Genomic DNA, 22,475 nt, shown 5'->3' on the forward strand with positions numbered 1-22,475 from the left:
ATGCAACAAGCCATCCCCTCCCCGCTACCCCAATCCCTGCCCCTGCGTAGCCGCCTGACCCGCACCCCCGTGGTGCGTATCCTCGCCGGCATCGCTTGCGTGGCCCTGCCCCTGATCGCAACCATGATGCTGGCGCAGGCGCTGGTGCCCAAGGAATTGCGCATCGCCTGGCATCATTTGCTCGCTGCTGCACTATGCCTGGCCGGGTACCGTTTTTACGTGCGCCGCTTTGAGCAGCGCAACGCCATCGAATCCTCCCTGCATGGCGCGGCGCCTGACCTGCTGCGAGGCCTTGGCATCGGCGCCGCGCTGAGTTGTGCGGTTGCCGGTGCCCTGGCGGCAGCGGGCGCGCTGGAAGTCACCGGCAGCGCGAACTGGAATGCCGCCATCAAGCCCCTGTCCGAGCAAGCCATGGTGGCGATCCTGGAAGAGCTGCTGTTCCGCGCCGTGCTATTCCGCATTGTCGAAGCGCGCTGGGGCACACTTACCTCGCTGCTGGTCAACGTGCCGCTGTTCGCGCTGGCCCACCTGCCCAATGAACACATCACCGCGCTGGCGGTACTCAACACCGGAGTTGCCAGCCTCGGGCTGTGCGCTGCGTGGTTGCTGACGCGCAGCCTGTGGCTGCCGGTCGGCGTGCACTTCGCGTGGAATTACCTGTTCGATGGCGTGCTGGGGGTCCCGGTTTCCGGCCACGCCGCGCGCGGCTGGCTGCAAGTTCAGATGTCCGGCCCCGAATGGCTCAGCGGCGGCGCCTATGGCGTGGAAGGTTCGCTGGCAACGCTGGTCGTATGGGGCATTGCTGCGGCCTGGATGCTGAAGGTACAGCCTAAACGCCCATGACTGCCTGGTTGCGGCGCCCTGCTTGGCGCGATACAGCGCTTCATCGGCATGCAAAGACGAATGCGCCTTCCCGGCCTGTTTCGGGCAGCGCAATCAGGAATTCTCCGCCGCCGTAACGCCCCAACGTCCACCTCCCGCATCACGCAGCAGATACAGGACGTCAGCGAGCGCAGCGCCGCATCAGGGACAGGTCAATTATGCGTTAGTACTGGACTAGTGGTGCTGGCGCAGCGCCCATTCCACGTGTTCCCGCACCATTTCCGATGGATGATCGCGGCGCGCCTGCAGCGCAGCCAGGATGGCGGGATCGCCCTTGGCGCCCAGGCGCGCAGTGTTGCCAAGGCCGACTGCGAGGTTGCGCAGCCAGCGTTCATGGCCGATGCGGCGGATCGGGCTGCCCTCCATGCGGCGATTGAACTCCTCTTCGGACCAGGCAAACAGTTCGATCATGCCGGCGCTGCCCAGGGCATGGCGCTCGTCGAAGTCCGGCAGCGTGGCGCGCTGGGCGAACTTGTTCCAGGGGCAGACGGTCTGGCAATCGTCGCAGCCGTAGACGCGATTGCCAAGCAAAGGCCGCAATTCTTCCGGAATGGCGCTTTTGAGCTCGATGGTCAGGTAGGAAATGCAGCGCCGCGCATCGAGCTTGCCGGGGCCGAGGATGGCCTGGGTCGGGCAAACGTCGATGCAGGCCGTGCACTGGCCGCAGTGCGCGCCGGTCGGTTCATCGACCGGCAGCGGCAGGTCGACCAGGATCTCGCCCATGAAGAACATGGAGCCCGCGCTGCGGTTGATCAGCAAGGTGTGCTTGCCGCGCCAGCCCAGGCCCGACTTTTCCGCCAGCGGCAGCTCCATCACCGGCGCCGAGTCGGTGAACACGCGGTAGCCGAATTCGCCGACCGCCGCACTGACCTTGTCGGCCAGCTGCTGCAGCCGCGCGCGCAATACCTTGTGGTAGTCGCGGCCACGGGCATACACCGAGATGACGGCCTGCGTCGGATCGGACAGGCGCGCCGTTTCCCGTTCGCGCCAGCCCTCGTCGGCCGCACCAGGCAGGTAATTCATGCGCGCCGTGATCACCCGCACCGTGCCCGGCACCAGCTCCGCCGGACGCGCGCGTTTCATGCCGTGGCTTGCCATATAGTCCATATCGCCATGCATGCCGGCATCCAGCCAGGCTTGCAGCCCCGCCTCGGCGGCAGACAGGTCGATATCGGCAATGCGCACCTCCGCGAAGCCGAGCTCAAGCCCCCACGCCTTGATGCGGCTGGCTAATTCGTCTAAATTGGCTTGGGAGAGTGACACGGCCTTACAATGCGGGGAAATCCAAACCATCATTTTATTCGATGCAGCACTTTAAATCCCATCTTCACGACGAAGCCGGTACCGCGGCGCTAGGTGCGGCGCTCTCGCGCGCCCTGCTGCCCGGCATGGCGATCTACCTGCACGGCGACCTGGGCGCCGGCAAGACCGCCCTGACGCGCGCACTGCTGCATGCTGCCGGTCACGTTGGACCGGTGAAAAGCCCGACCTATACCCTGTCCGAGCCTTACCGCGTGAAGGTCGACGGCAAGCTGGCTAATGTGGTGCATTTCGACCTGTACCGCATGGGCAGCCCGGAAGAGTTCCTGGACGCAGGCTTCCGCGAGGAGTTCAACCGCGAGAACGTGTGCATCGTCGAATGGCCCGAGAAGGCGGACGGTGTGCTGCCGCCTCCCGACCTGCATGTTTACCTCTCTGTAGCCGGGGCCGGACGTGATGTAGAATTGCAGCCGTCTTCCGCTCTTGGTACGTCATGCCTGCAACGCCTCCAATTCGCTCCAAACCTGTAAGCCGCCGCACGGTGCTCAAGGCCGGCGGCACCCTCTTGCTGTCCGTGCTCGCGCCCATGTCTGCGCAAGCCGCGCAGATCCTGGCTGTGCGTGTCTGGCCGGCGGAGGATTACACCCGCGTTACGCTGGAAAACGACACCGACCTCAAGGTCAAGCACTTCCTGGTTCCGGACCCGGACCGGCTGGTGGTCGACATTGAAGGCCTGGTGCTGAACTCCACGCTGAAAAGCCTGGTCGCCAAGATCGAGTCGAACGACCCGTACATCAAGGAAGTACGCGTTGGCCAGAACCGCCCGAACGTAGTGCGGCTGGTGTTCGACCTGAAAGAGAAAGTCACGCCGCAGGTGTTCACGCTGGAACCGGTAGGCAACTACAAGCATCGCCTGATCTTCGACCTTTACCCGGTCAAGGCGGTGGACCCGATCGCGGCGCTCATTGAAAAAGGCGAATGGACGCAGGATGACAAGGCGCAGCAGCCTGCCGCTGGCGCGTCCCCCCGCGCCGCGCCAGGCGGCCAGGGCGGCGCAGCTGGCCAGCCTGTCCTCGCCGGCCAGCCGACCGCGCCAGGCCAACCGGCGGCGCCGGGCCAGGCCGGTAGCGGCGGCCAGGCAGTCCTCCCCGGCCAGGGTGGCGCCAACCCGTCCGTCGCGCCGGCCACGCCATCCGTCCAGTCTGGGGCCACTGCGTCGGCACAAGGCGGAGCGAGCGCCAGTGTCCCAGGCCAGTCCCCGGCACTCGCTGCGCAATCCGGCAAGCCAGCTCCTGACGAGCAAGAGCCAGCGCCCGCCCACCACAAGCCCGGTCAGAAATCCGGCCAGGAAAAAATGGTCCGCATGCTCACGATCGCCCTTGACCCCGGCCACGGCGGCGAGGATCCCGGCGCCATGGGCGCGCGCGGCAGCCGCGAAAAGGACATCGTGCTGGCCATCGCCAAGCGCCTGAAAGAAAAGATCGAAGACCACCCCAACATGCGCGTCATGCTCACGCGCGACGGCGACTACTTCGTCCCGCTTGGCAAGCGCGTGGAAAAGGCGCGCAAGGTCGATGCCGACCTGTTCGTCTCGATCCACGCCGACGCTTTCGTGAAAACCAGCGCCCGCGGCTCCTCCGTCTTCGTGCTGTCGGAAAAAGGCGCGACCTCGAGCGCCGCACGCTGGCTGGCCGACAAGGAAAACCAGGCCGACCTGATTGGCGGCGCCAACGCCAAGGGCCACGACCCGCAACTGGCCAGCGTACTGTTCGACCTTTCCACCACTGCCCAGATCAACGACAGCATGAAGGTCGGCAAGGCGGTGCTGGGTGAAATTGGCGGCATCAACAAGCTGCATAAAGGCTCGGTCGAGCAGGCCGGCTTCGCCGTGCTGAAGGCGCCGGACATTCCATCGATCCTGATCGAAACCGCCTTCATTTCCAACCCGGAAGAAGAAGCGCGCCTGCTGGACGATGATTACCAGGACAAGATCGCGGACGCCATTGTCAAAGGCATCCGCCGCTATTTCGCCAAGAACCCGCCGCTCTCGAAGAACCGGCTCACATAAGGAAAGCGTATGAACGAAGTCCGCATCTCCACACCCGAGGGCGCCGAAGCCACCATTTCCCTGTTCGGTGCGCATTTGATGTCGTGGAAGACTGCGGACGGCAAGGAGCGCCTGTTCCTGAGCCGGCGTTCAGCGCTCGACGGCAGCGCCGCCATCCGCGGCGGGGTGCCGGTCATCTTCCCGCAATTTGCTACGCGCGGCGACGGTCTGCGCCACGGCTTCGCCCGCACTTCCACCTGGCGCATCGTCGAGCAGGCCAACGACTGGGCCGAACTGGCGCTGGCGCAAAGCGACCTGCCGCGCAACCACTTCCAGTCCTGGCCGAGCGCCTTTGAACTGCGCCTGCGCGTCGAACTGAAAGCCAACGCACTGCAGATCCGCTACACCGTGCGCAACACCGGCCAGCAGGACTTCAGCTGGGCCGGCGCCCTGCACACCTATTTCGCGCTCGCCGAATTCGAGAAGGCCACGCTGGACGGCATGCCGTTCAGCGGCGCCCTGGACGACATTCGTCCGGCCACGCCGCAACTGCGCCTCGACACCGGCGCCGGGTCGCTGCAACTGGAGCAGCAAGGTTTTTCTGAATGGGTGGTCTGGAATCCGGGCGCGCAAGGCGCCGCTGCCTCGCCCGACATGGACGACAGCGACCATCGCCGCTTCGTCTGCATTGAACCTGCCCGGGTGGACAAGCAGGTGCTGCCGGCCGGCGCCGAATGGACCGGCCTTCACACCATCAGTTTGATTCCTTGATCATACGGCCGGAACTGGCCTGGATCGGACGTGCATTGAACGGATACAGCCGGCTGAACAAGGCCAGTTGCGCCGGCGAAGCCTGCACCGGCTCCTTCATCACCAGCCACAGCACGCCTTCGGTGCATGGCGGCGTGGTCAGCGACCCCATGAACGTGTAGTAGTCGCGCCGCTGCGGCAGCATGTCGTTGGGGTCCAGCACGATGCTCGGCATAGCCGTATCGCCCTTTTCCAGCGGCAAGTTGTTCCATACCGTCTGGATGGTCGGCTGCGGCTTGCCGCGTTCCAGCAGCAGCGCCAGCACTGCCAGCCTGCCTTCCGGATCCTTGTGCACCAGGTGCACCACCATCTCGAAGCCCTTGCCGTTCACGCGTTCCTCGGCCGGGCGATGGAAGTGGAACTGCTGCAGCTCATATGTGCGGCCCGCTACGCTCAGGTAGTTGCCCGGGCTTACCATCACCTGCACGGTATGGCCGTTATCGGTCACATTGAAACCGGATGGTCGGTAGTCGAAGGCGATCTGCTCCAGGTCCACCTTCATGCCATCGCGGATATCGATCGGCGACTGGCGGTTTCCCGTCGAGCATTTCGCCCAGTCGGAATTGATCCTGGACCAGTTGGCAGGTCCTGCTTCGCCTTCATAGGTCCAATGAGTGCCATACACGCGCGGCGGGGGCGCCTTGGCCGCAACTTCCGCAGCGGCAGCCTTGGCAGCCTTCTGCTTGCGGGTTTTCTCGGCAGCGGCAATGCGGGCGGCCTGGTTGGCACGCATCTCGGCCAGGCGCTGGGCGATCTTCTCCGACAGTTCCGCTTCTGCGCGTGCCTCTTCTTCGCGCTGGGCGGCGGCCGATGCAGCGGAATTCTTGCGTACCGGGGGAACGTATTTAGGACCAGCGGTCGAACTGGCGTCCTTTTCAGCATTCGCCTTGTCGGCCGCAGCGGCTGCGGCCAGGTTCGGGCGAATACTCGGCACGCCTTTCGATGGCGTGATGGCGGGATCGGCGGCGCCTGCTGTCGCGATGACAAGACAACAGGCCGACAGGGCGATCAAGTTACGCATGTTAAATCCGGAGGAGAGACTGTTACTCCGGTTAACGGTTGCGCTATGGGAAAACTTGAGTGGATTAACGCTTGAGCATGCGGCGGCCCAGCTTCCAGGCGCCGCCCAGTGCCATCGGTACCACTGCCACGCCCACGCCAAACAGCACGATGGTGCTCAGGTGGTCGCGCACGAAGGGGGTGTTGCCGAAGATATAACCCGCCACGCACAGGGACACCACCCAGGCCACGGCGCCGACGATGTTGAACATCTGGAAGCGTGCATGGGTCATGTCCGACACGCCGGCCACGAACGGCGCGAAAGTGCGCACTACCGGCACAAAGCGCGCCAGGATAATGGTTTTGCCGCCATGTTTTTCAAAGAACTCGTGGGTGCGCCGCAAGGCATCCTTGTTGATCCAGCGGTAATCGTGGGTAAATACCCGCTGGCCAATGGCCTCGCCGATCCAGTAATTGGTGGTGTTGCCCAAAATTGCGGCAGTCGCCAACAGGAACATCAGCAATCCAAGGTTCATCTGGCCGCTGGCACAGAAGGCGCCGCCGATAAACAGCAGCGTATCGCCGGGGAAGAAGAACAGCACAACCAGGCCGGTCTCGCAGAAGACGATAGCGAACAGCAGCGCATAAATATACATGCCGTATTGCGCGATCAGTTTATCCATCGCACTGTCTACGTGCACCAGCATGTCCAGCAATTGAACGAAATCCATTTATTAAATCCCAAAAGGTTGCGGCGGGGATGATACCAAACTGTCTATCTTACAGGCTAAAATTGCCCGGCATCTTAGCATCTGCTGAGAACCCCATAAAGGAGACCTTAGTGAAGTCCATCATGCCCGCCGTCCTTGTTGTGGCCTTACCCCTGGCCGCCATGGCCGCGCCCACCAAAGAATTGCCGCCCAAGCCGACCGTCAGCGACATCGTCAAGGCATCGCCGCAAGCCGACTGGCGCCAACTGGACCCGGCCAGTACCCTGTACATGGAGCTGCCTGCCGGCCGCGTGATCATCGAACTGGCGCCTGCCTTCGCGCCGAACCACGCTGCCAATATCCGCACCATGGCCAGGGAGGGCTATTGGGACGGGCTGTGGATCTATCGCACGCAGGACAATTTCGTGGTGCAGTGGGGCGATCCGCGCGAGGACAAGCCAAAGGCGATCGGCAGCGCCAAGGCCAAGCTGGAACAGGAATTCACGGTGCCGATGAAGAACGACACCCAGTTCACCCGCCTGCCGGACAAGGATGGCTATGCGCCGCAGGTGGGCCACTCCAACGGCTTCCCTTCCGCACGCGACCCGAAAACCGGCCAGGCCTGGCTGGCGCATTGCTACGGCATGGTTGGCGTGGCGCGCGGCAATGAGTCCGACAGCGGCAACGGCGGCACCTTGTACACGGTCATCGGCAACTCGCCGCGCCACCTGGACCGCAATATCACCGTGGTGGGGCGCATCGTCAGCGGCATGCCGCTGCTGTCCGTGCTGCCGCGCGGCCCGGCGCCGATGGGCATGTTCGAGAAGGAGGAGCAATGGGTGCCGATCAAGTCGGTCAAGCTGGCAGCCGACGTGCCGGAAGCCGAGCGCTCGAAGTTCGAAGTGATGCGCACCGAGTCGGCCAGCTTCAAGTCCGTGATCGAAGCCCAGCGCAACCGCGGCGGGCCATGGACCAAATATGCGGCCGGCCATGTGGACCTGTGCAACGTGCCGATCCCGGTGCGCGAAGCAAAGTAACTTCCTGGGGTCAGCGCCCGACATGCGACACGCGAAGCGTGTTGCGTGTTGGGGCCTGGCACACTGGCTACCGTTATAATCCTGCCCATGAATGCCCCAACTCCGCCCCGCCCGATCCGGGCCCTCCCCGACCAACTGATTTCCCAGATCGCCGCCGGCGAGGTGGTCGAGCGCCCATCGGCAGTTGTCAAGGAACTCCTGGAAAACGCCCTGGACGCCGGCTCGACCCAGATCACTGTGCGGCTGGAAGAAGGCGGCGTCAAACGTATTTGCATTACTGACAATGGCCGCGGCATCCCGCCCGACCAGATGCCGCTGGCCCTGGCGCGCCATGCGACCTCGAAAATCGCCTCGCTGGACGACCTGGAAAACGTCGGCACCCTCGGCTTCCGCGGCGAGGCCCTGGCATCGATCGCCTCGGTAGCCGCAGTCACCTTGACGTCCCGCACCGCCGACGGCGCCCATGCCTGGGAACTGGAAGGCTCGCACGAAGGCACAGTGGTGCCCTCCTCTGGTGCCCCGGGCACGACGATTGACGTGCGCGACCTGTATTTCAATACCCCGGCGCGCCGCAAATTCCTGAAATCCGAACAAACCGAATTTGGCCACTGCGCGGAAGTGGTTCGCCGCATCGCCCTGGCACGTCCCGACGTATCGTTCACGCTTAGCCACAATGGCAAGACGGTCGACCACTGGATGGTCAGCGACATGGCCAGGCGCAGCGCGCAAATCCTGGGCAGCAATTTCGAAGAAGCACGCCTGGCCCTGGACGAAGGCTCGGGCGTACTGCGCATCCACGGCTTTGCCGGCCTGCCCACCGCCTCCAAGGGCCGCGCCGACAGCCAGTACTTCTATGTCAACGGCCGCTTCGTGCGCGACAAGCTGCTGGTACACGCCGTGCGCGCCGCTTATGAAGATGTGCTGCACGGCGACCGCTACCCCTCTTATGTGCTGGCGCTCGACCTCGACCCTGCGCTGGTCGACGTGAACGTACACCCATCCAAGATCGAAGTGCGCTTCCGCGATGGCCGCGCGGTGCACCAGTTCGTGTTCCACGCCGTGCAGCGCGCGCTGGCCGCAACTTCGGCCACCTCGCACGGCAGCGTGCCTTCGCCGCTGCCGGCCGCCGACAACCTGCAGGCATCGGGTCCCGTCTGGCGGCCGCAGCAGCAGACCAGCTTCGGCTCGATCCTGAATCCTGAATACCGCCCGACGTTCTCGCCATCGCCGTTCGGCGCACCAGGCGCGGGCGTGGCCCAGAGCACGGAGCGCTATGGCGCCCTGTGGTCAAACGAACCGCGCGACAATATCGGCCCCGGCGCGACTGCGGCGGACGGCGGCAATGGCTTCCGCGCCACTGCCGATTACACGCTGCCGCAAGCGGCGCCGCTCAGCGCCTCGTCGGCGCAGCTGGCAGGCGAAGAATTCCCGCTCGGCTTCGCTCTGGCGCAGTTGCACGGCATCTACATCCTGGCCCAGAACAGCAAAGGCCTGGTGCTGGTCGACATGCACGCTGCGCACGAGCGCATCCTGTACGAGCAGTTGAAGAACGCGCTGGACGCGCAGATCGATGGCACCGACATGTCGGTGCAGAACCTGCTGATCCCGGTCACCTTCTACGCCGACGCGGTGGAGGTGGGGACGGTCCAGGAACACGGCGACACGCTGAAGACGCTCGGCTTCGACATCGCCGTGATGTCGCCCACTACGTTGGCGGTGCGCGCCGTTCCTGCGTTGCTGAAGAACGCCGACGCGCAGACCCTGGCGCGCGACGTGATCCGCGACGTGCGCGAATACGGCGGCTCGCGCGTGCTGATCGAGCGCCGCAACGAGCTGCTCGGCACCCTCGCCTGCCATACCGCCGTGCGCGCCAACCGCATCCTGGCCGTGCCGGAAATGAACGCCCTGTTGCGCCATATGGAAGCCACCGAGCGCGCCGACCAGTGCAACCACGGCCGCCCGACCTGGGTGCAGATCGACATCAACGCGCTCGATAAACTCTTCCTGCGCGGGCAGTAAACAATGAACGAGCAGTCGAACAAGCGCCCGCTGGCGGTCGCCATCATGGGGCCGACCGCGTCCGGCAAGACCGCGGCCGCGCTGGCCATCGCACAGCAGGTGCCGTGCGAAATCATCTCGGTCGATTCCGCGCTGGTGTATCGAGGCATGGACATCGGCACCGCCAAGCCTTCGAAAGAAGAACTTGCCGCCGTGCCGCACCACCTGGTCGACATCATCGACCCGCTGGATTCCTATTCGGTGGCCCAGTTCCGTACCGACACCCTGCGCCTGGTAGCAGAGATCAGCGCGCGCGGCAAGGTCCCGCTGCTGGTCGGCGGCACCATGCTGTATTACAAAGGCCTAGCCGACGGCCTGGACGACCTGCCAGGCGCCGATGCCGCCTTGCGCGCGCAGCTGGACGAGGAAGCCGCCCGCATCGGCTGGCCCGCCATGCACGCGCGCCTGGCGCAGGTCGATCCCGAGACGGCTGCACGCCTCAAGCCTGCCGACGCCCAGCGCATCCAGCGCGCCCTGGAAATCCACGCACTGTCAGGCAAACCGATGTCCGAACTGCTGGCACAGCGCGAGAAAGAGGAGCTTCCCTTCGACCTGGTGTCGTTCGCACTCGAACCGTCCGACCGCGCCTGGCTGCACGAACGCATCGCGCGCCGCTTCGACATCATGCTCGGTTCCGGTTTCCTCGATGAAGTGAAAACCCTGCGCGCGCGCGGCGACCTGCATCTGGGCCTGCCGTCGATCCGCTGCGTCGGTTATCGCCAGGCCTGGGAATACCTGGACGGCACCATCGATTACGCGACAATGCGCGAGACCGGCATCATCGCCACCCGCCAGCTATGTAAGCGCCAGCTAACCTGGCTGCGCGCCATGCCTGCACGGATCGTGGTCGACTGCTGCGCCTCGGACGCCAGCCAGCAGTTGCAAGAGCAGGTGCTTGCCAGAATCGCCAACGCGAAAATCAGCCCTTGACAGGCCGGTGGCCAGCACCGATAATGCTGGCCTTGCGGTGATATAGCTCAGTTGGTTAGAGCATAGCATTCATAATGCTAGGGTCGGTGGTTCAAGTCCACCTATCACCACCAAAGGATTCTGCGAAAACCCGCACTGCACCCGATGCACTGCGGGTTTTTCGTTTTCAGGCGCCTTCCGCAACGCGCTTCAGGCCTGCAAGCACCTCCGGAAAGTCGCCCGTTACCATCGGTCCGAAGTCCGCTGCCTGGGGGCCGATGATTTCGGTCGCATAGGTCACGCGGCTGCCGCCATCCGGCAACGCTGCGATCAGGTGCCGTACGACCACGCGCGTGCCATCGATTTCCGTCACATCGGTGAAGCCGCGGTTTTCCTCCACTTCCAGCAGGGTGCTGGTGAATGGGGCCGAGCCCGGCGGCTGCATCGTGAAGGTTGTTCCTTGGGTGAAGGGCCCATGCAAGGCAATGGCCTCGATGCCCGCATTCCATGTCTTCCAGCCCGGCACGTCGCGGAACAATTGCCAGACTATTTCCGGCGAAGCGCTGGTCTCAATACTATCCCGGTGCGTCCACATACATTCTCCATTGCTTGCAACATCGTCAATGGTTGACAGTATAGGCGAAACACCTCATAATGCGTGGCTCCGGTGATATAGCTCAGTTGGTTAGAGCATAGCATTCATAATGCTAGGGTCGGTGGTTCAAGTCCACCTATCACCACCAAGATTCATCAGAAAAGCCTGCCCCGGAAACGGTTCAGGCTTTTTTGTTATCCACGCAGATCATGTTCCCGTATTGCCGCGCAGCTGCCCAAGGCACGGCCAAATGGTCGATCCTGCAATAGCGCTCGCAACCCTTAAGCGCCGGCGATCTGGCCGAAGCCTTCGCGCAACTCGTCGGCGTCCTCCGGGCGTACGACACGGGCTACTTCCTTGCCATCTTTCAGGAAGATCACTGTCGGCCACAGTTTGATGCGGAAGGAACGGCCCAGTATGCGACCGGGCCCGTCTTCCACCTTGAAATGGGGTATGTTGGCGTACTCGCTGTACGCCTCGGCAATGGCAGGCTGGGCGCCGCGGCAATAGCCGCACCAGTTGGTGCCGAATTCAAGCACCGCAGGTCCGGTGAGCGCATCAATGTCGGCCCGGGTGGGCTGCTCTGTCTTGTACACAGTTTCCATCATGCGCCCCACCTTATCATGATAGTGCCAGCTTACGCGCCCGGCTGGATCTTGCCGTCAACCACGCGCGGCACATTCTGCGGATTGCTGTTGGCCAGGGCCGATGGCAGCGCCCATTCCGGCGCATCCTGGTAGCACACCGGACGCAGGAAACGATCGATAGCAGTAGCACCAACCGAAGTGCTGCGTGGATCTGAGGTCGACGGGAACGGGCCGCCGTGCACCATGGCGTGCGCCACTTCAACGCCGGTCGGGAAGCCGTTGAACAGGATGCGGCCGGCCTTGCGTTCCAGCATTGGCAGCAGGCCGGCGGCGATCTCGCGGTCGTCGGCGGCAGCGTGCACGGTGCAGGTCAACTGCCCTTCCACGTGTTCGGCGACGCGGCGCAGGTCGGCCGCATCGCGGCAGCGCACCAGCACCGAGCTGGGACCGAAGTTCTCGACTTCCAGCGCCGGCGTGGACAGGAAAGTATCGACGTCGGTGCTGTACAGGTGCGGTTGCGCCGCGCAGGCGGTGCTGCCCGCGCCGCCTTGCGCCAGCAATTCCACCTTGTCCAGGGCGGACAGCTTGCCCACGCCGGCTTCATACGATTTATGGATGCCTGGCGTCAGCATGGTGGTCGATGGCTTCGCCTGCACCGCGGCAGCAGCGGCAGCGGCAAATTCGTTCAGCTCAGGACCTTCCAGCGCGATCAGCAGGCCAGGATTGGTGCAGAACTGGCCGGAACCCATGGTCAGCGAATCGGCAAAACCTTGCGCGATGCGCGCGGCGCCGGCTTTCAGTGCGCCCGGCAGCAGGAATACCGGGTTGATCGATGCCATTTCTGCGTACACCGGAATCGGCTCCTTGCGGGCCTGGGCGATGCGCACCAGCGCCAGGCCGCCGGCGCGCGAACCGGTGAAGCCGACGGCCTTGATGGCAGGATGCGCCACCAGGTCGCCGCCGATCTGGACGTCGCCAATCACCAGCGAGAACACGCCCTCATGCAGGCCGCGGTCGGCCACGGCTTTCTGGATCGCCTTGCCCACCAGCTCGGACGTGCCCAGGTGCGCAGGGTGCGCCTTCACGACCACCGGGCAGCCGGCAGCGAGGGCCGACGCGGTATCGCCGCCGGCCACCGAGAACGCCAGCGGGAAGTTGGAGGCGCCGAACACAGCGACCGGGCCGACGCCAATCTTGCGCATGCGCAGGTCGGAGCGCGGCGGCACACGTTCCGGCAGCGCGGAATCGAGCGTCGCGCCCAGGAACAGGCCATCGCGCACCACTTTGGCGAACAGGCGCAGCTGATTGACGGTGCGGCCGCGCTCACCTTCCAGGCGGGCTTGCGGCAGGCCGGATTCCTGCATTGCGCGCTCGATCAGTTGCGGGCCGATGTCGAGGATGTTCTGCGCCACCTGCTCCAGGAACTGCGCGCGCTTTTCCAGCGTGGTTTCGCGGTAGGAGTCAAACGCTTGCGCCGCCAGTTCGCAGGCGCGCTGCAGGTCGGCCGGGGTGGCCATGCCAAATGCTGGCTCGATCTCGATATTGCGGGCCGGGTCGGTGGCCTTCATCTGGCCTGCGCCGCCTTTGACGGCGGCTTGTCCGATCAACATTTCACCTGCGATCTGCATTCTTTGCTCCTTGATGTATTGGGGTCGGCAGGGCCGGAAGTTTACTTGAATTTGGCGCAAGGGTCTGTGCGCTTTTGCGCTGCAACCTTGCGGATTTCGTCATAGCTGCCCTGCAGGCCATCAGGCTCTATAAAGCCTATGGTGCGGACGGTCAGCCTGGGTTCAATAGCATTCAGCCAACGCGGCACGCCAATGTCCTTGCGCACATGGCCGTTGCCTGCAATGAGGACGACGTCGCGCGGCTGCTGCTGGCGAATCAGCTTGGCCATCCAGATATCGCGCGCCACTTGCGCATTAACCATGCCGGGCAACATCATGTCCGACGCCATGTTGCAGTGGCCCTCCTGGATCGCCTTCTCCTGGCCGCGGCGCAGGTCCGATGGCAGCGGCTCTTTCAGCTTGTAGGCTGCGATGGTGGCGGCATCAAAGCTGGAGGCAACGCCGTCGCGCACGACTTTCGATGCATCCGCGCGCGACAGGTTGACAGCGATCAGCGGCAGGTGGTTGCTCAGTGCGAGCTGGACGATGGGATGGTAAAGCTGCCAGTCCCACCCTTTCTTGTTCATGACCTTAATCACGCACGAAGCATCCAGGCAGCCTTTTTGCGCTTCGTCCAGCAAGCCTTGCGATTCGCGGTCGAACTGCTCCATGGCGATAGCCGGCCGCCAGCCGGCTTCCACACGCTGGCGCAAGTCTTCGAAGCGAAGCTTGTGGCCCTCCTTGTTGTCGTGCACCTCGCCCAGCAAGAGCACTTGCGGGTTGGAGGCAGTCGTGGGTGCCGTGTAGGCGACGGTTTGCTTGCTGCTGCAGCCGGCCAACGCCAGGCCGGCCAGCAGCAGTGCGATCGTGTATGGCTTCATCGATGCGTGTTCAGGCTATCCTCGAAAGCGTCTAGTCTAACAGGGCATGGATGGCTTTGCCGATCACCTCGACGTGGGTCTCCAGCGCGAAATGGCCAGTATCCAGCAATTGCACGATCGCGTTCGGATTATCGCGCCGATAGGCCTCGGCGCCAGGCGGGGTGAAGAACGGGTCGTTTTTGCCCCAGATCGCCAGTGTCGGCACCTGCGCTTTGCGGAAGAACGCCTGGAATACTGGGTACAGCTCGAGGTTTTTGCGATAGTCGTAAAACAGTTCGAGCTGGATATCGATATTGCCCGGACGCGCCATCAGGGCCGAGTCCAAGGTATAGGACTCGGGCGCCACGCTGGCGGGATCGGCGACACCGTGCGTGTACTGCCATTTGGTGGCTTCGGGAGTCAGGAAGCCGCGCATGACGTTCGTATTCTCTTCGTTCGGATCGGCCCAGTGTTTGCGCATTGGGGTCCAGCCATCGCTCAAGCCTTCCAGGTAGGCGTTACCGTTCTGCGAAACCAGGGCCGTAATGCGTTCCGGTTCGGCTGCAGCCAGGCGCAGGCCGACCGGGGCGCCGTAATCGAACACATACAGCGCGAATTTTTCGAGCTTGATGGCTTGCAGGAAGGCCTCCATGGTGTTGGCCAGGTTGTCGAACGTGTAGGTGTATTTGCGTTCAGGCGGCACCTCGGTGAAACCGAAGCCCGGCAAGTCAGGGGCGATGACGCGATATTTAGTCGCCAGCAGCGGAATCAGGTTGCGGAACATGTGGGAACTGGTGGGAAAACCGTGCATCAGGAGGATCGCCGGCGCATCCGGAGCACCTGCTTCGCGGTAGAAGATGTTAATGCCGTCGGCCTGTATGGTGCGATTCATAATTAACCTCCTAAAATTAGTTTTGATGGTTACAAGAATACTCCGGCCGCGTAACTTGTCAAGTGTTATTTTGATGGTTACAATGAAATCGGGAGGGCAGGAAAATGGTTGAGTTCTACGGCGATCATCCGGCGCTGGACCTGATGAATACCGTTGTGCAAGGAGAAGAAACCTGGCATGACGATGCAGGCGTCATGGCCTGGCTGGCCGCTGCAGGGCAGCTCACGGCGGAAGAGGAGGCGCCCGGCAAGCCAGGCGAGCTGCTGGCTGCAGCGCGCGCATTGCGCGAAACTGTTCACGCGGCTGTGGCGGCGCGCAAGGCCGGCCAACGGTTCGATGCCGCGGCGCTGAATGCGGCGCTGGCGCATGCCGAACGGCACCTGGTGCTGGTGGAAGAAAGTGGGGACGAACTGTCGCTGCAAGCCCGCTACGCGGCCCGCACGCCGCAGCAGCTATTGGCGCCCCTGGCGGAAGCCGCCGCGCAGTTGCTGGCGACAGCGGACTTCAAGCTGGTGCGCAAATGCGAGGACCACGCCTGTACGCTGTGGTTCCTGGACCGCACCAAATCACACCGCCGCCGCTGGTGCAGCATGGCGCTGTGCGGCAACCGCAACAAGGTGGCGGCTTTCCGCCAGCGCCAGCAGGAAGGCTAGCGCACGAGGAAGTCGACAAAGCTGCGCACGCGCAGCGACAGATGGCGCGCGTGCGGATAGATCAGGTAGAACGGCCTTGAGCAGCCGCCATGCTGCGGCAGCAATTCGACCAGCGTCCCGCTGCCCAGTTCGCGCTCCACGGCAAAGCGATAGGTCTGCGTAATGCCGCCGCCATGGACGGCCAGGGTGCCCATGCCAAGAAAGTCTTCCGCGCACACCACGGCATCGCCGCCGATCAATTCGATTTCCGAACCGTCGCGCATGAACTGCCAGGGCACCAGCCGTCCGGTACTGGGCAGCACGAACTGGATGCAATCATGCCCGGTCAGTTCTTCAAGCGACTTCGGCTTGCCGCGCCGTTTCAGGTAAGACGGCGCCGCCACCAGTACCAGCTCCGCATCTTCCATCTTGCGGGCGACCAGGGTCGAATCCTGCGGCGCACGGCCGCGCACGGCAAGATCGTAGCCCTCGTCCGCGAAATCGATGTTGCGGTTGCTGATGTGGACTTCGACCTGCACTTCCGGAAACTGCAAGCGGAAGGCCGCCACGCGCTCGAGCAATCGGTAATGCGCATAGGGCGTCGTGACACTGATACGCAGCTTGCCGGATGGTGTGGCCTGCTGCCCCGTCACTTCGCGCTCGGCCTCCACCAGCTGCGACAGCGCCTGCCGGCACTGTTCGAAGTACACCCTGCCGCCATCGGTCAGGCGGATCTGGCGCGTGGTGCGCACGAACAGGCGCACGCCAAGGCGCTCCTCCAAGCGCGAAATGGAACGGCTCACCGCCGCCGGCGTCACGCCTGCCATTGCCGCCGCCGCGGTGAAGCTGCCCTGCTCCCCCGCCAGCACGAACAGCTCAATGCTGCCCAGCTGCATATCGTCAAAGTGGCGCTGCATTCATTACCCCATGTATCAAGTCAATTGCCTGGAACCATATTTATCTACCTATACGTCATAAGTATAGTGGACTCACCTCAACCAAACTCATGGAGTTTCAAATGACTAAGACAGCAATCGTGACCGGCGCTTCCAGCGGCCTGGGCTTTGCCATCGCCAAGGCTTACCTGGCGCGCGGCTACAACGTGGTCGGCAATGCCCGCACCATGGACCGCCTGCAAACGGCAGCGGCCCACCTCGGAAATCCAGGCAACTTCCTGCCGGTGGCGGGCGATATCGCCGCGCCGGCGACCGCCAGGGAACTGTTCGAGAAAGCGGCTGCGCGTTTCGGCAAGGTCGACATCCTGGTGAATAACGCCGGCATCTTCATCGCCAAGCCGGCCGTCGACTACACCGAAGCCGAGACCGACGCCATCGTGGCGACCAACCTGAAGGGCTTCCTGTTCCCGGCACAGGAAGCGGTGCGCCACATGGCGGCCAACGGCGGCGGCCACATCGTCAACATCACCGCCAGCCTGGGCGTGACGCCGGCCAAGGCGACCGCGCTGCTGCCCGTGCTGATCAAGGGCGGCCTGAACATGGCGACGCGCGCCCTGGCGCTGGAGGTGGCCAACAAGAACATCAAGGTGAACGCGGTAGCACCCGGCATCATCAGCACCCCGCTGCACAGCACGGATGCCGGCACCCAGGAATTCCTGAAAGGCCTGGTGCCGACCCACAGGATGGGTACGGCCGACGACATCGCCGACGCGGTGCTGTACCTGACTGATTCGAGCTTCATCTCCGGCCACGTGCTGACCGTCGATGACGGCGCGGCAGCCGGCAACTGGTAAGCAAGGAGACTGGCATGCCCTACGTGAACATCAAGGTCACCCGCGAACAAGGCGGCCCGACCGTGGAACAGAAGAAGGAACTGATCGCCCGCACCACCAGGATGCTGCAGGAGGTGCTGGACAAGGACCCGGCCACCACCTTCGTCATCATCGACGAAGTGGAGACCGATAGCTGGGGAGTGGGACTTGAATCGGTGGCAGAGCGGCGCGCCCGCCATTCATAAGCCGCAAACGCTGTGGATATTGCTCAAGGCGACACCACCGACAATGGCGCGGCCAATACAGCTGACTTTTTGCCAGCCATTGTCGGCCACAGCAAACCCACCGATGACCAAGGCCAGTACGACAGCACCCAATATCATGGCACCTCTTATCGAATCGCTAATCTTCATTGTGCATCTGACAAAATCATGGATAAGCGATTTTAGACGCTGGATGCGACAGTCGACAACTAATTATTTGCCATCGCGTGCAATTTGCTGATGGTGCTCCAGTTGCGCGAGGTGACCGCATCGCCCAGCGCCTTGCCCATGGCGGCGGCGGCGCGGCTGGTCAGCACGCCATCGGGGCACCAGATGTAGGCGGCGTGGCGGCCGAGTGCGAACGCTTCCGGCTGCCAGCTCTGCCGCGCCAGCGGTTCCAGCTTGCCGCGGTCTTCATCGGGCCTGTTGAGGACAGCCACCAGCAGCCGCGAATGGTCGCTGGCCACCTCCTGCAGGCTGTTTTCCTTGACGATCTCGGCCAACTGGGCGGCCTCGATCACGGTGACTTTGGCCGGCACGCCCAGTTTGAGCACCAGTGCTTCTTCGATGCGCGCAGCACTGTCGGCGGCATCGGCGGCATTGCAATCAAACACCACGTTGCCACTGTTGAGCAGCGTGCGCACGTCACCGTAGCCCATATCGCTCAGCACCTTGCGCAGATCGGCCATCGCCACGCGTTTTGCGCGTCCGACGTTAATGCCGCGCAACAAGGCGATCAGGCGCTGCTTATCCATGACATTCCTCCCTGCATGGCTTCAGTATGCGGCAGATGCTGTTGCGGCGGCGCTCAGCTCGCAGTCGGCGCGTGCAAGGGGGCGTCCGGGTGCTTGTCCTGGTTTTCGTCGCCCGGCGTCACGCGCGGGATGCGGAAGACGAAACTGGCGCCCTTGCCCAGCGTGCTCGACACCGAAATGGTGCCGCCGAACTGCTTGACGACGAGGTTGAAGACGATGTTCAGGCCCAGGCCGGTACCGCCCTGCCCGCGCCGGGTAGTGACGAAGGGGTCGAATACCTTGTCCAGCATATCCGGCGCGATGCCCTTGCCATTGTCGACTACCTGCATCTCGATGTTGTCGCCTTCCGGGATCACGTTGATGTCGATATTGCCGGCGCCATCGGGTTCGAAGGCGTGTTCCACGCAGTTCAGCGTGAGGTTGGTGATGACCTGCGCCAGGGCGCCGGGATAGCTGTCCAGAATGACGTCGTCGGGGCAGTTGATGGCGACCACGATGCGGGTCTTCTTCAGCTTCGGCTGCAGGCTCGATACCACTTCGCCAATGTATTCCTTCAGTTCGAAGCGGCGTCGCGCTTCGCTGACCTGGTCGACCGCAATCTGCTTGAAGCTGTGGATCAGGTGCGCTGCGCGGTAAGCATTGTTCATGATCAGGCGCGCGCTTTCACCGGCCGTATCGATGTATTTCTGGATCTCCGACTTCTTTACCTGGCCGGCCTTCATCGACTCGTCGACGGCCGTGGTGGCATCCATCAGCACCGAAGCGCTGGTCAGGGCGATACCGACTGGCGTGTTGATTTCATGGGCCACGCCGGCCACCAGCGAACCGAGGGACGCCAGGCGCTCGGCCTGCAGCAGGGATTCCTGGGTGCGCCGCAAGTCGTCCAGCGCCTGTGCTGTTTCCTGCGCCGAGCGGCGCGCCAGGTCTTCCGCTTCGCGGGTGCGCTTGATGATCGATTTAACCTTGCGCTGGATGGCATTGAAGCCGCGGATCACGTCGCCCAGTTCATCGCTGCGCTTTTCCGGCAGCTCCTCCACTTCATCGGAACCGCGCGTGGCCAGTTCGAACAAGCCGTCGCGCAGCTTCTTCAAGGGATCGAACACGATGCGCAGGGACAGCGCCAGCGCCACCACCAGGATCAGGTCCAGCGTCAGCACTTCCACCACTTTGCGGCGCACTTCGGCGGCCAGCGTGGCATCGATCTGGGCACGGGTGAAATTGACCACCACACGGCCGACGATCACCGGTTTCAGGGCACTGCCGGCGGCGCCGGCATCGCGGTACGCCAGGTCGGCCACCACCGGTGCGCCCTGCACGGCTGTTTCGGATTCGATGGGGACGATGCTGCCGTCTTCCTTGCGGCGCTTGCCGGAAAACAGGCCGACCGAGGTGTCGTAGACCCGGATCGCAACCAGTTCCGGCGGCAGCATCTCGGCTGCCACGATATTGTCGACCTTGGCCTTGTCGAGGTCCCACAGGGCGGATGGCAGGCTGGTCTGCAAGCGGGTCAGCACGCCCTCGCGCAGGCGCTGGTTAGCGACTTCCAGTTCGTGACCCAGGCTGTATTGGGCGTAGGTGCCGGAAATGCCCAGCACGACGGTGACGATCACAACGAACAGTGCAGTCAGCCGGCCTTGGATACCAAACATTCACTCCCTCCCCATATTCCCCCCAATGTAAGGGAAGCGGTGTGACTTGGCAAGATTTTAAGGGTGATGCCTTCCCGGCACTGAGGTAAGATCTGGCATGCATATGACGGAGACAAAAAAATGACGGCGACCTACCGCCACCTGCCCCTTGCCAAGGTCGAGCCTGGCATGGTGCTTTCCGACGAACTGCTGGACACGCACGGCCAGGTCCTCCTGCCGGCAGGCGCCGTGCTGACCGAACGCATGCTGGAGCGCCTGCAAGGCCACGGCATCGAGTCGCTCGCCGTGGTTGACGACACGCCGCCCGACCCTGCGCAAACGGCCGCCGAGCGCGAAGCCCACCTGGCGCGCATCGAAGTGCTGTTCCGCCGCCACGACCCGGCCGATGCCGACGACTCTGCGGCCAAGGCGCTGCGCACCCTGGTCACGGAATTCCGCATTGGCAAGGAGGCTGCATGAGCGAACCGCTCAGTTATGACGACGTGGTGAAAAACCTGGACGACCTGCCTTCGCTGCCGGCCGTGGTGATGGAACTGCTGAACAGTGTGGACCAGGAAGAAATCGATATTGCCGTGCTGGCCAAGAAGGTCTCGCATGACCAGGCCTTGACTGCTAAGACGCTGCGCCTGGCGAATTCGTCGCTGTTCGGGCTGCAGGTCAAGGTGACCACGATCCAGCAAGCGATTACCTTCCTCGGTTTCCAGAGCACGCGCAACCTGATTACGGCGGCCGCAGTGACCGGCTGCTTCGCCGGCAAGCAGTGCCCCGGCTTCGACCACGGCATGTTCTGGCGCCATTCGATAGCGACGGCAGCTTGCGCCAAGGTGCTGGCGCGCCACGTGCGCTTCAACCAGGATTATGCTTTCACGGCAGGGCTGCTGCACGATATCGGACGCTTGGTGCTGGTGTCGACCTTCCCAGAGCGGTATGCCGAGGCGATCGCCTACCAGAAGGAGAATGACTGCTATACGCTGGAGGCGGAACGTGCCGTGCTCGGCATCGACCATGTCGAAGCCGGCCTGGCGTTGGCGGAGCACTGGAATTTTTCAGACACGATGCGGCTGGCGATCGCCGGCCACCACGAACCCGGAAAGCCGGGGGCCGGCTTCCTGGCTGCCATCGTCCACGTGGCCGACGCGGTGGTGCATGCGCTCGACCTGGTGCAGAAACCGGACGACCTGGTGCCGCCCGTTTCCCCGATTGCCTGGAAAGCGCTCAACCTGGGCGAAGACACTTTCCTGCACCTGTTCCGCGAAACGGAACTGCAATATGAAGAAATTGCGTTGGTGCTGATGGCCTGATGCGCAGCGCGCTTAGTGCGCGCTGGCCTGCGGCATGCCGCCCTGGGTCGAGGCGCCGACTGGCTTGTCCTCTGGCTTCGGGCGGCCTTGCGCATCCGACAGGCGATACTTGGTGCGGCGATCGCCCATCAAGTCGCGCAGCTCGCGAATGCTCATGCCGGTCACTTCATGCATGCGAATCAGCAGGGATGCGCCGACTGGCAAGCGATGGTGGCGGATTTTACTGATGACGGGCGGTGCGACTTCCAGCATGCGCGACAGCGCAGCATCGTTCTTCAATTGCATTTTGCCGAGCAGGATGTCCAGCAGGTGGTTCGGGTTGTAGCTTTCCTGCGAAGCGAGAGCGTGGTGTGCCATGATTGATCCTCTCTTGACAGTGGAGTGTTGAGGAAAGGGCCTTGCAGTCTTGCTAATCTTCTTACTGCGCTGCGTAGCGAACCTTGTTCAACATCAAGACTTGGCGATGATTTGCCGAAAATCTTGACAACAATGCCATTTCAACACAGTCATTATTCCTGTGTCGCACGAAAGAACCCTACGGAAATTGTGTTGCGTGGATATTTCAGGCGGTAACGGAAATGATGCTGCCCGGCGCCAGCGTGCCCGGCGTGCGCTGGCTTGTCTGGGCATTCTGGGCCAGCAGGTCCTGCCGGGTGAGGAAATCTTGCAGCTCGGCCGATTGCGCTTGCTCGAGGGCACGAGTTTCTTCACGGCGGGTACTGATTTGCCCGGTGCTTGCGGCCTGCTGCTCGCGCAGGCGCTGCTCTTCCTGCTGCAACTGGCGCTGTTCGGCCAGGCGGCGTTCGGCAGCAGCACTGTCCACCTGCTGGAAATTTGGCGTGGTCGGTCCTATTCCATTGATAGCCATGACATAGCTCCCGCAGAAAATTGCT

The 22,475-nt window shown here is 63.3% G+C and carries 26 protein-coding genes and 2 tRNA genes; 14 read left to right on the forward strand and 14 right to left on the reverse strand.

Annotated features, from left to right (window positions below; all coding sequences use genetic code 11):
• Window positions 1–843: a CPBP family intramembrane glutamic endopeptidase gene (locus tag ACN9MZ_RS25495; RefSeq protein ID WP_426339627.1), complete on the forward strand. Its 843-nt coding sequence runs from the start codon at window positions 1–3 to the stop codon at window positions 841–843.
• A gap of 213 nt (window positions 844–1,056) precedes the next feature.
• Here the strand turns inward: ACN9MZ_RS25495 and queG are convergent, their stop codons facing one another.
• A complete protein-coding gene (gene queG / locus ACN9MZ_RS25500; protein ID WP_426339628.1) occupies window positions 1,057–2,145 on the reverse strand; it encodes a tRNA epoxyqueuosine(34) reductase QueG in 1,089 nt (362 codons plus the stop codon).
• A gap of 41 nt (window positions 2,146–2,186) precedes the next feature.
• Here queG and tsaE point away from each other — a divergent pair, with 41 nt between their 5' ends.
• The 3 genes from tsaE to ACN9MZ_RS25515 are packed head-to-tail and all read left to right on the forward strand — an operon-like array spanning window position 2,187 to window position 4,960.
• Window positions 2,187–2,672, forward strand: coding sequence for a tRNA (adenosine(37)-N6)-threonylcarbamoyltransferase complex ATPase subunit type 1 TsaE (tsaE, locus tag ACN9MZ_RS25505; protein WP_426339629.1), 486 nt, complete (start codon window positions 2,187–2,189; stop codon window positions 2,670–2,672).
• Window positions 2,636–4,210 carry an N-acetylmuramoyl-L-alanine amidase gene (locus ACN9MZ_RS25510; protein WP_426339630.1) on the forward strand — a complete coding sequence of 525 codons (1,575 nt, stop codon included), beginning with the start codon at window positions 2,636–2,638 and terminating at the stop codon, window positions 4,208–4,210. Before tsaE ends, ACN9MZ_RS25510 begins: the two co-directional genes overlap by 37 nt.
• Before the next feature lie 9 nt (window positions 4,211–4,219).
• Window positions 4,220–4,960 (forward strand): D-hexose-6-phosphate mutarotase, encoded by a 741-nt coding sequence (locus tag ACN9MZ_RS25515; RefSeq protein WP_426339631.1) that lies wholly within the window; start codon window positions 4,220–4,222, stop codon window positions 4,958–4,960.
• Here ACN9MZ_RS25515 and ACN9MZ_RS25520 read toward each other — a convergent pair.
• Entirely contained in the window at window positions 4,944–6,020 is a 1,077-nt protein-coding gene (locus tag ACN9MZ_RS25520; protein WP_426339632.1) for a carbonic anhydrase, read from the reverse strand. The two genes, ACN9MZ_RS25515 and ACN9MZ_RS25520, sit on opposite strands and share 17 nt — an antisense overlap.
• A gap of 64 nt (window positions 6,021–6,084) precedes the next feature.
• Window positions 6,085–6,729, reverse strand: a complete 645-nt coding sequence (locus tag ACN9MZ_RS25525; protein WP_426339633.1) for a VTT domain-containing protein — start codon at window positions 6,727–6,729, stop codon at window positions 6,085–6,087.
• 122 nt (window positions 6,730–6,851) lie between these two features.
• On the opposite strand from ACN9MZ_RS25525, the gene ACN9MZ_RS25530 reads away from it, so the two are divergent.
• From ACN9MZ_RS25530 to ACN9MZ_RS25545, 4 genes are all read left to right on the forward strand, one after another.
• On the forward strand, window positions 6,852–7,745 hold the full coding sequence (locus tag ACN9MZ_RS25530) for a peptidylprolyl isomerase (RefSeq protein ID WP_426342956.1): 894 nt from the start codon (window positions 6,852–6,854) through the stop codon (window positions 7,743–7,745).
• A gap of 87 nt (window positions 7,746–7,832) precedes the next feature.
• A complete protein-coding gene (mutL, locus tag ACN9MZ_RS25535; RefSeq protein WP_426339634.1) occupies window positions 7,833–9,764 on the forward strand; it encodes a DNA mismatch repair endonuclease MutL in 1,932 nt (643 codons plus the stop codon).
• Window positions 9,765–9,767: 3 nt separating this feature from the next.
• Complete coding sequence (gene miaA, locus ACN9MZ_RS25540) at window positions 9,768–10,733, forward strand: tRNA (adenosine(37)-N6)-dimethylallyltransferase MiaA (RefSeq protein ID WP_426339635.1); 966 nt, start codon at window positions 9,768–9,770, stop codon at window positions 10,731–10,733.
• A gap of 36 nt (window positions 10,734–10,769) precedes the next feature.
• Window positions 10,770–10,846, forward strand: a tRNA-Met gene (locus ACN9MZ_RS25545).
• A 53-nt stretch (window positions 10,847–10,899) separates the two neighbouring features.
• Here the strand turns inward: ACN9MZ_RS25545 and ACN9MZ_RS25550 are convergent.
• The gene (locus ACN9MZ_RS25550) at window positions 10,900–11,307 is read right to left on the reverse strand and encodes an SRPBCC family protein (protein ID WP_426339636.1); all 408 of its coding nucleotides are present in this window, start codon (window positions 11,305–11,307) and stop codon (window positions 10,900–10,902) included.
• Between the two features lie 71 nt (window positions 11,308–11,378).
• Between ACN9MZ_RS25550 and ACN9MZ_RS25555 the strand changes: the two genes are divergently transcribed.
• Window positions 11,379–11,455 (forward strand) — tRNA-Met (locus ACN9MZ_RS25555).
• Window positions 11,456–11,588: 133 nt separating this feature from the next.
• On the opposite strand, the gene ACN9MZ_RS25560 is transcribed toward ACN9MZ_RS25555, so the two are convergent.
• The 4 genes from ACN9MZ_RS25560 to ACN9MZ_RS25575 are packed head-to-tail and all read right to left on the reverse strand — an operon-like array spanning window position 11,589 to window position 15,253.
• Window positions 11,589–11,912, reverse strand: coding sequence for a thioredoxin family protein (locus tag ACN9MZ_RS25560; RefSeq protein ID WP_426342957.1), 324 nt, complete (start codon window positions 11,910–11,912; stop codon window positions 11,589–11,591).
• 32 nt (window positions 11,913–11,944) lie between these two features.
• Window positions 11,945–13,522, reverse strand: coding sequence for an aldehyde dehydrogenase (NADP(+)) (locus ACN9MZ_RS25565; protein ID WP_426339637.1), 1,578 nt, complete (start codon window positions 13,520–13,522; stop codon window positions 11,945–11,947).
• Window positions 13,523–13,563: 41 nt separating this feature from the next.
• Window positions 13,564–14,382: a ChaN family lipoprotein gene (locus ACN9MZ_RS25570; RefSeq protein ID WP_426339638.1), complete on the reverse strand. Its 819-nt coding sequence runs from the start codon at window positions 14,380–14,382 to the stop codon at window positions 13,564–13,566.
• Between the two features lie 31 nt (window positions 14,383–14,413).
• Window positions 14,414–15,253, reverse strand: coding sequence for an alpha/beta fold hydrolase (locus tag ACN9MZ_RS25575; protein WP_426339639.1), 840 nt, complete (start codon window positions 15,251–15,253; stop codon window positions 14,414–14,416).
• A 104-nt stretch (window positions 15,254–15,357) separates the two neighbouring features.
• Here ACN9MZ_RS25575 and ACN9MZ_RS25580 point away from each other — a divergent pair, with 104 nt between their 5' ends.
• Window positions 15,358–15,906, forward strand: a complete 549-nt coding sequence (locus ACN9MZ_RS25580; protein ID WP_426339640.1) for a CGNR zinc finger domain-containing protein — start codon at window positions 15,358–15,360, stop codon at window positions 15,904–15,906.
• Here the strand turns inward: ACN9MZ_RS25580 and ACN9MZ_RS25585 are convergent.
• Window positions 15,903–16,802 carry a LysR family transcriptional regulator gene (locus tag ACN9MZ_RS25585; RefSeq protein WP_426339641.1) on the reverse strand — a complete coding sequence of 300 codons (900 nt, stop codon included), beginning with the start codon at window positions 16,800–16,802 and terminating at the stop codon, window positions 15,903–15,905. The genes ACN9MZ_RS25580 and ACN9MZ_RS25585 overlap by 4 nt on opposite strands.
• Before the next feature lie 101 nt (window positions 16,803–16,903).
• Here ACN9MZ_RS25585 and ACN9MZ_RS25590 point away from each other — a divergent pair, with 101 nt between their 5' ends.
• Together ACN9MZ_RS25590 and ACN9MZ_RS25595 are read left to right on the forward strand one after the other, a co-directional pair.
• Complete coding sequence (locus ACN9MZ_RS25590; RefSeq protein WP_426339642.1) at window positions 16,904–17,635, forward strand: SDR family NAD(P)-dependent oxidoreductase; 732 nt, start codon at window positions 16,904–16,906, stop codon at window positions 17,633–17,635.
• Window positions 17,636–17,649: 14 nt separating this feature from the next.
• The gene (locus tag ACN9MZ_RS25595; RefSeq protein ID WP_426339643.1) at window positions 17,650–17,859 is read left to right on the forward strand and encodes a tautomerase family protein; all 210 of its coding nucleotides are present in this window, start codon (window positions 17,650–17,652) and stop codon (window positions 17,857–17,859) included.
• Here the strand turns inward: ACN9MZ_RS25595 and ACN9MZ_RS25600 are convergent.
• From ACN9MZ_RS25600 to ACN9MZ_RS25610, 3 genes are read right to left on the reverse strand one after another with little or no spacing between them, the layout of a single operon-like run.
• Window positions 17,854–18,027, reverse strand: coding sequence for a hypothetical protein (locus ACN9MZ_RS25600; protein ID WP_426339644.1), 174 nt, complete (start codon window positions 18,025–18,027; stop codon window positions 17,854–17,856). The genes ACN9MZ_RS25595 and ACN9MZ_RS25600 overlap by 6 nt on opposite strands.
• Window positions 18,028–18,086: 59 nt before the next feature.
• Window positions 18,087–18,632: a DUF1697 domain-containing protein gene (locus tag ACN9MZ_RS25605; protein WP_426164729.1), complete on the reverse strand. Its 546-nt coding sequence runs from the start codon at window positions 18,630–18,632 to the stop codon at window positions 18,087–18,089.
• A gap of 53 nt (window positions 18,633–18,685) precedes the next feature.
• Window positions 18,686–20,281 (reverse strand): sensor histidine kinase, encoded by a 1,596-nt coding sequence (locus ACN9MZ_RS25610; protein ID WP_426339645.1) that lies wholly within the window; start codon window positions 20,279–20,281, stop codon window positions 18,686–18,688.
• Between the two features lie 120 nt (window positions 20,282–20,401).
• On the opposite strand from ACN9MZ_RS25610, the gene ACN9MZ_RS25615 reads away from it, so the two are divergent.
• Complete coding sequence (locus tag ACN9MZ_RS25615) at window positions 20,402–20,740, forward strand: hypothetical protein (RefSeq protein WP_426339646.1); 339 nt, start codon at window positions 20,402–20,404, stop codon at window positions 20,738–20,740.
• Window positions 20,737–21,582, forward strand: a complete 846-nt coding sequence (locus ACN9MZ_RS25620; RefSeq protein ID WP_426339647.1) for an HDOD domain-containing protein — start codon at window positions 20,737–20,739, stop codon at window positions 21,580–21,582. The genes ACN9MZ_RS25615 and ACN9MZ_RS25620 overlap by 4 nt, the downstream gene beginning before the upstream one ends.
• A 12-nt stretch (window positions 21,583–21,594) precedes the next feature.
• On the opposite strand, the gene ACN9MZ_RS25625 is transcribed toward ACN9MZ_RS25620, so the two are convergent.
• Complete coding sequence (locus ACN9MZ_RS25625) at window positions 21,595–21,939, reverse strand: hypothetical protein (RefSeq protein WP_055929479.1); 345 nt, start codon at window positions 21,937–21,939, stop codon at window positions 21,595–21,597.
• Between the two features lie 205 nt (window positions 21,940–22,144).
• Window positions 22,145–22,450, reverse strand: a complete 306-nt coding sequence (locus ACN9MZ_RS25630) for a hypothetical protein (RefSeq protein WP_426339648.1) — start codon at window positions 22,448–22,450, stop codon at window positions 22,145–22,147.
• Between the last annotated feature and the right edge of the window lie 25 nt (window positions 22,451–22,475).

The sequence above is a fragment of the Pseudoduganella sp. S-14 genome (assembly GCF_049913285.1).
GTDB lineage: Bacteria > Pseudomonadota > Gammaproteobacteria > Burkholderiales > Burkholderiaceae_D > Rugamonas.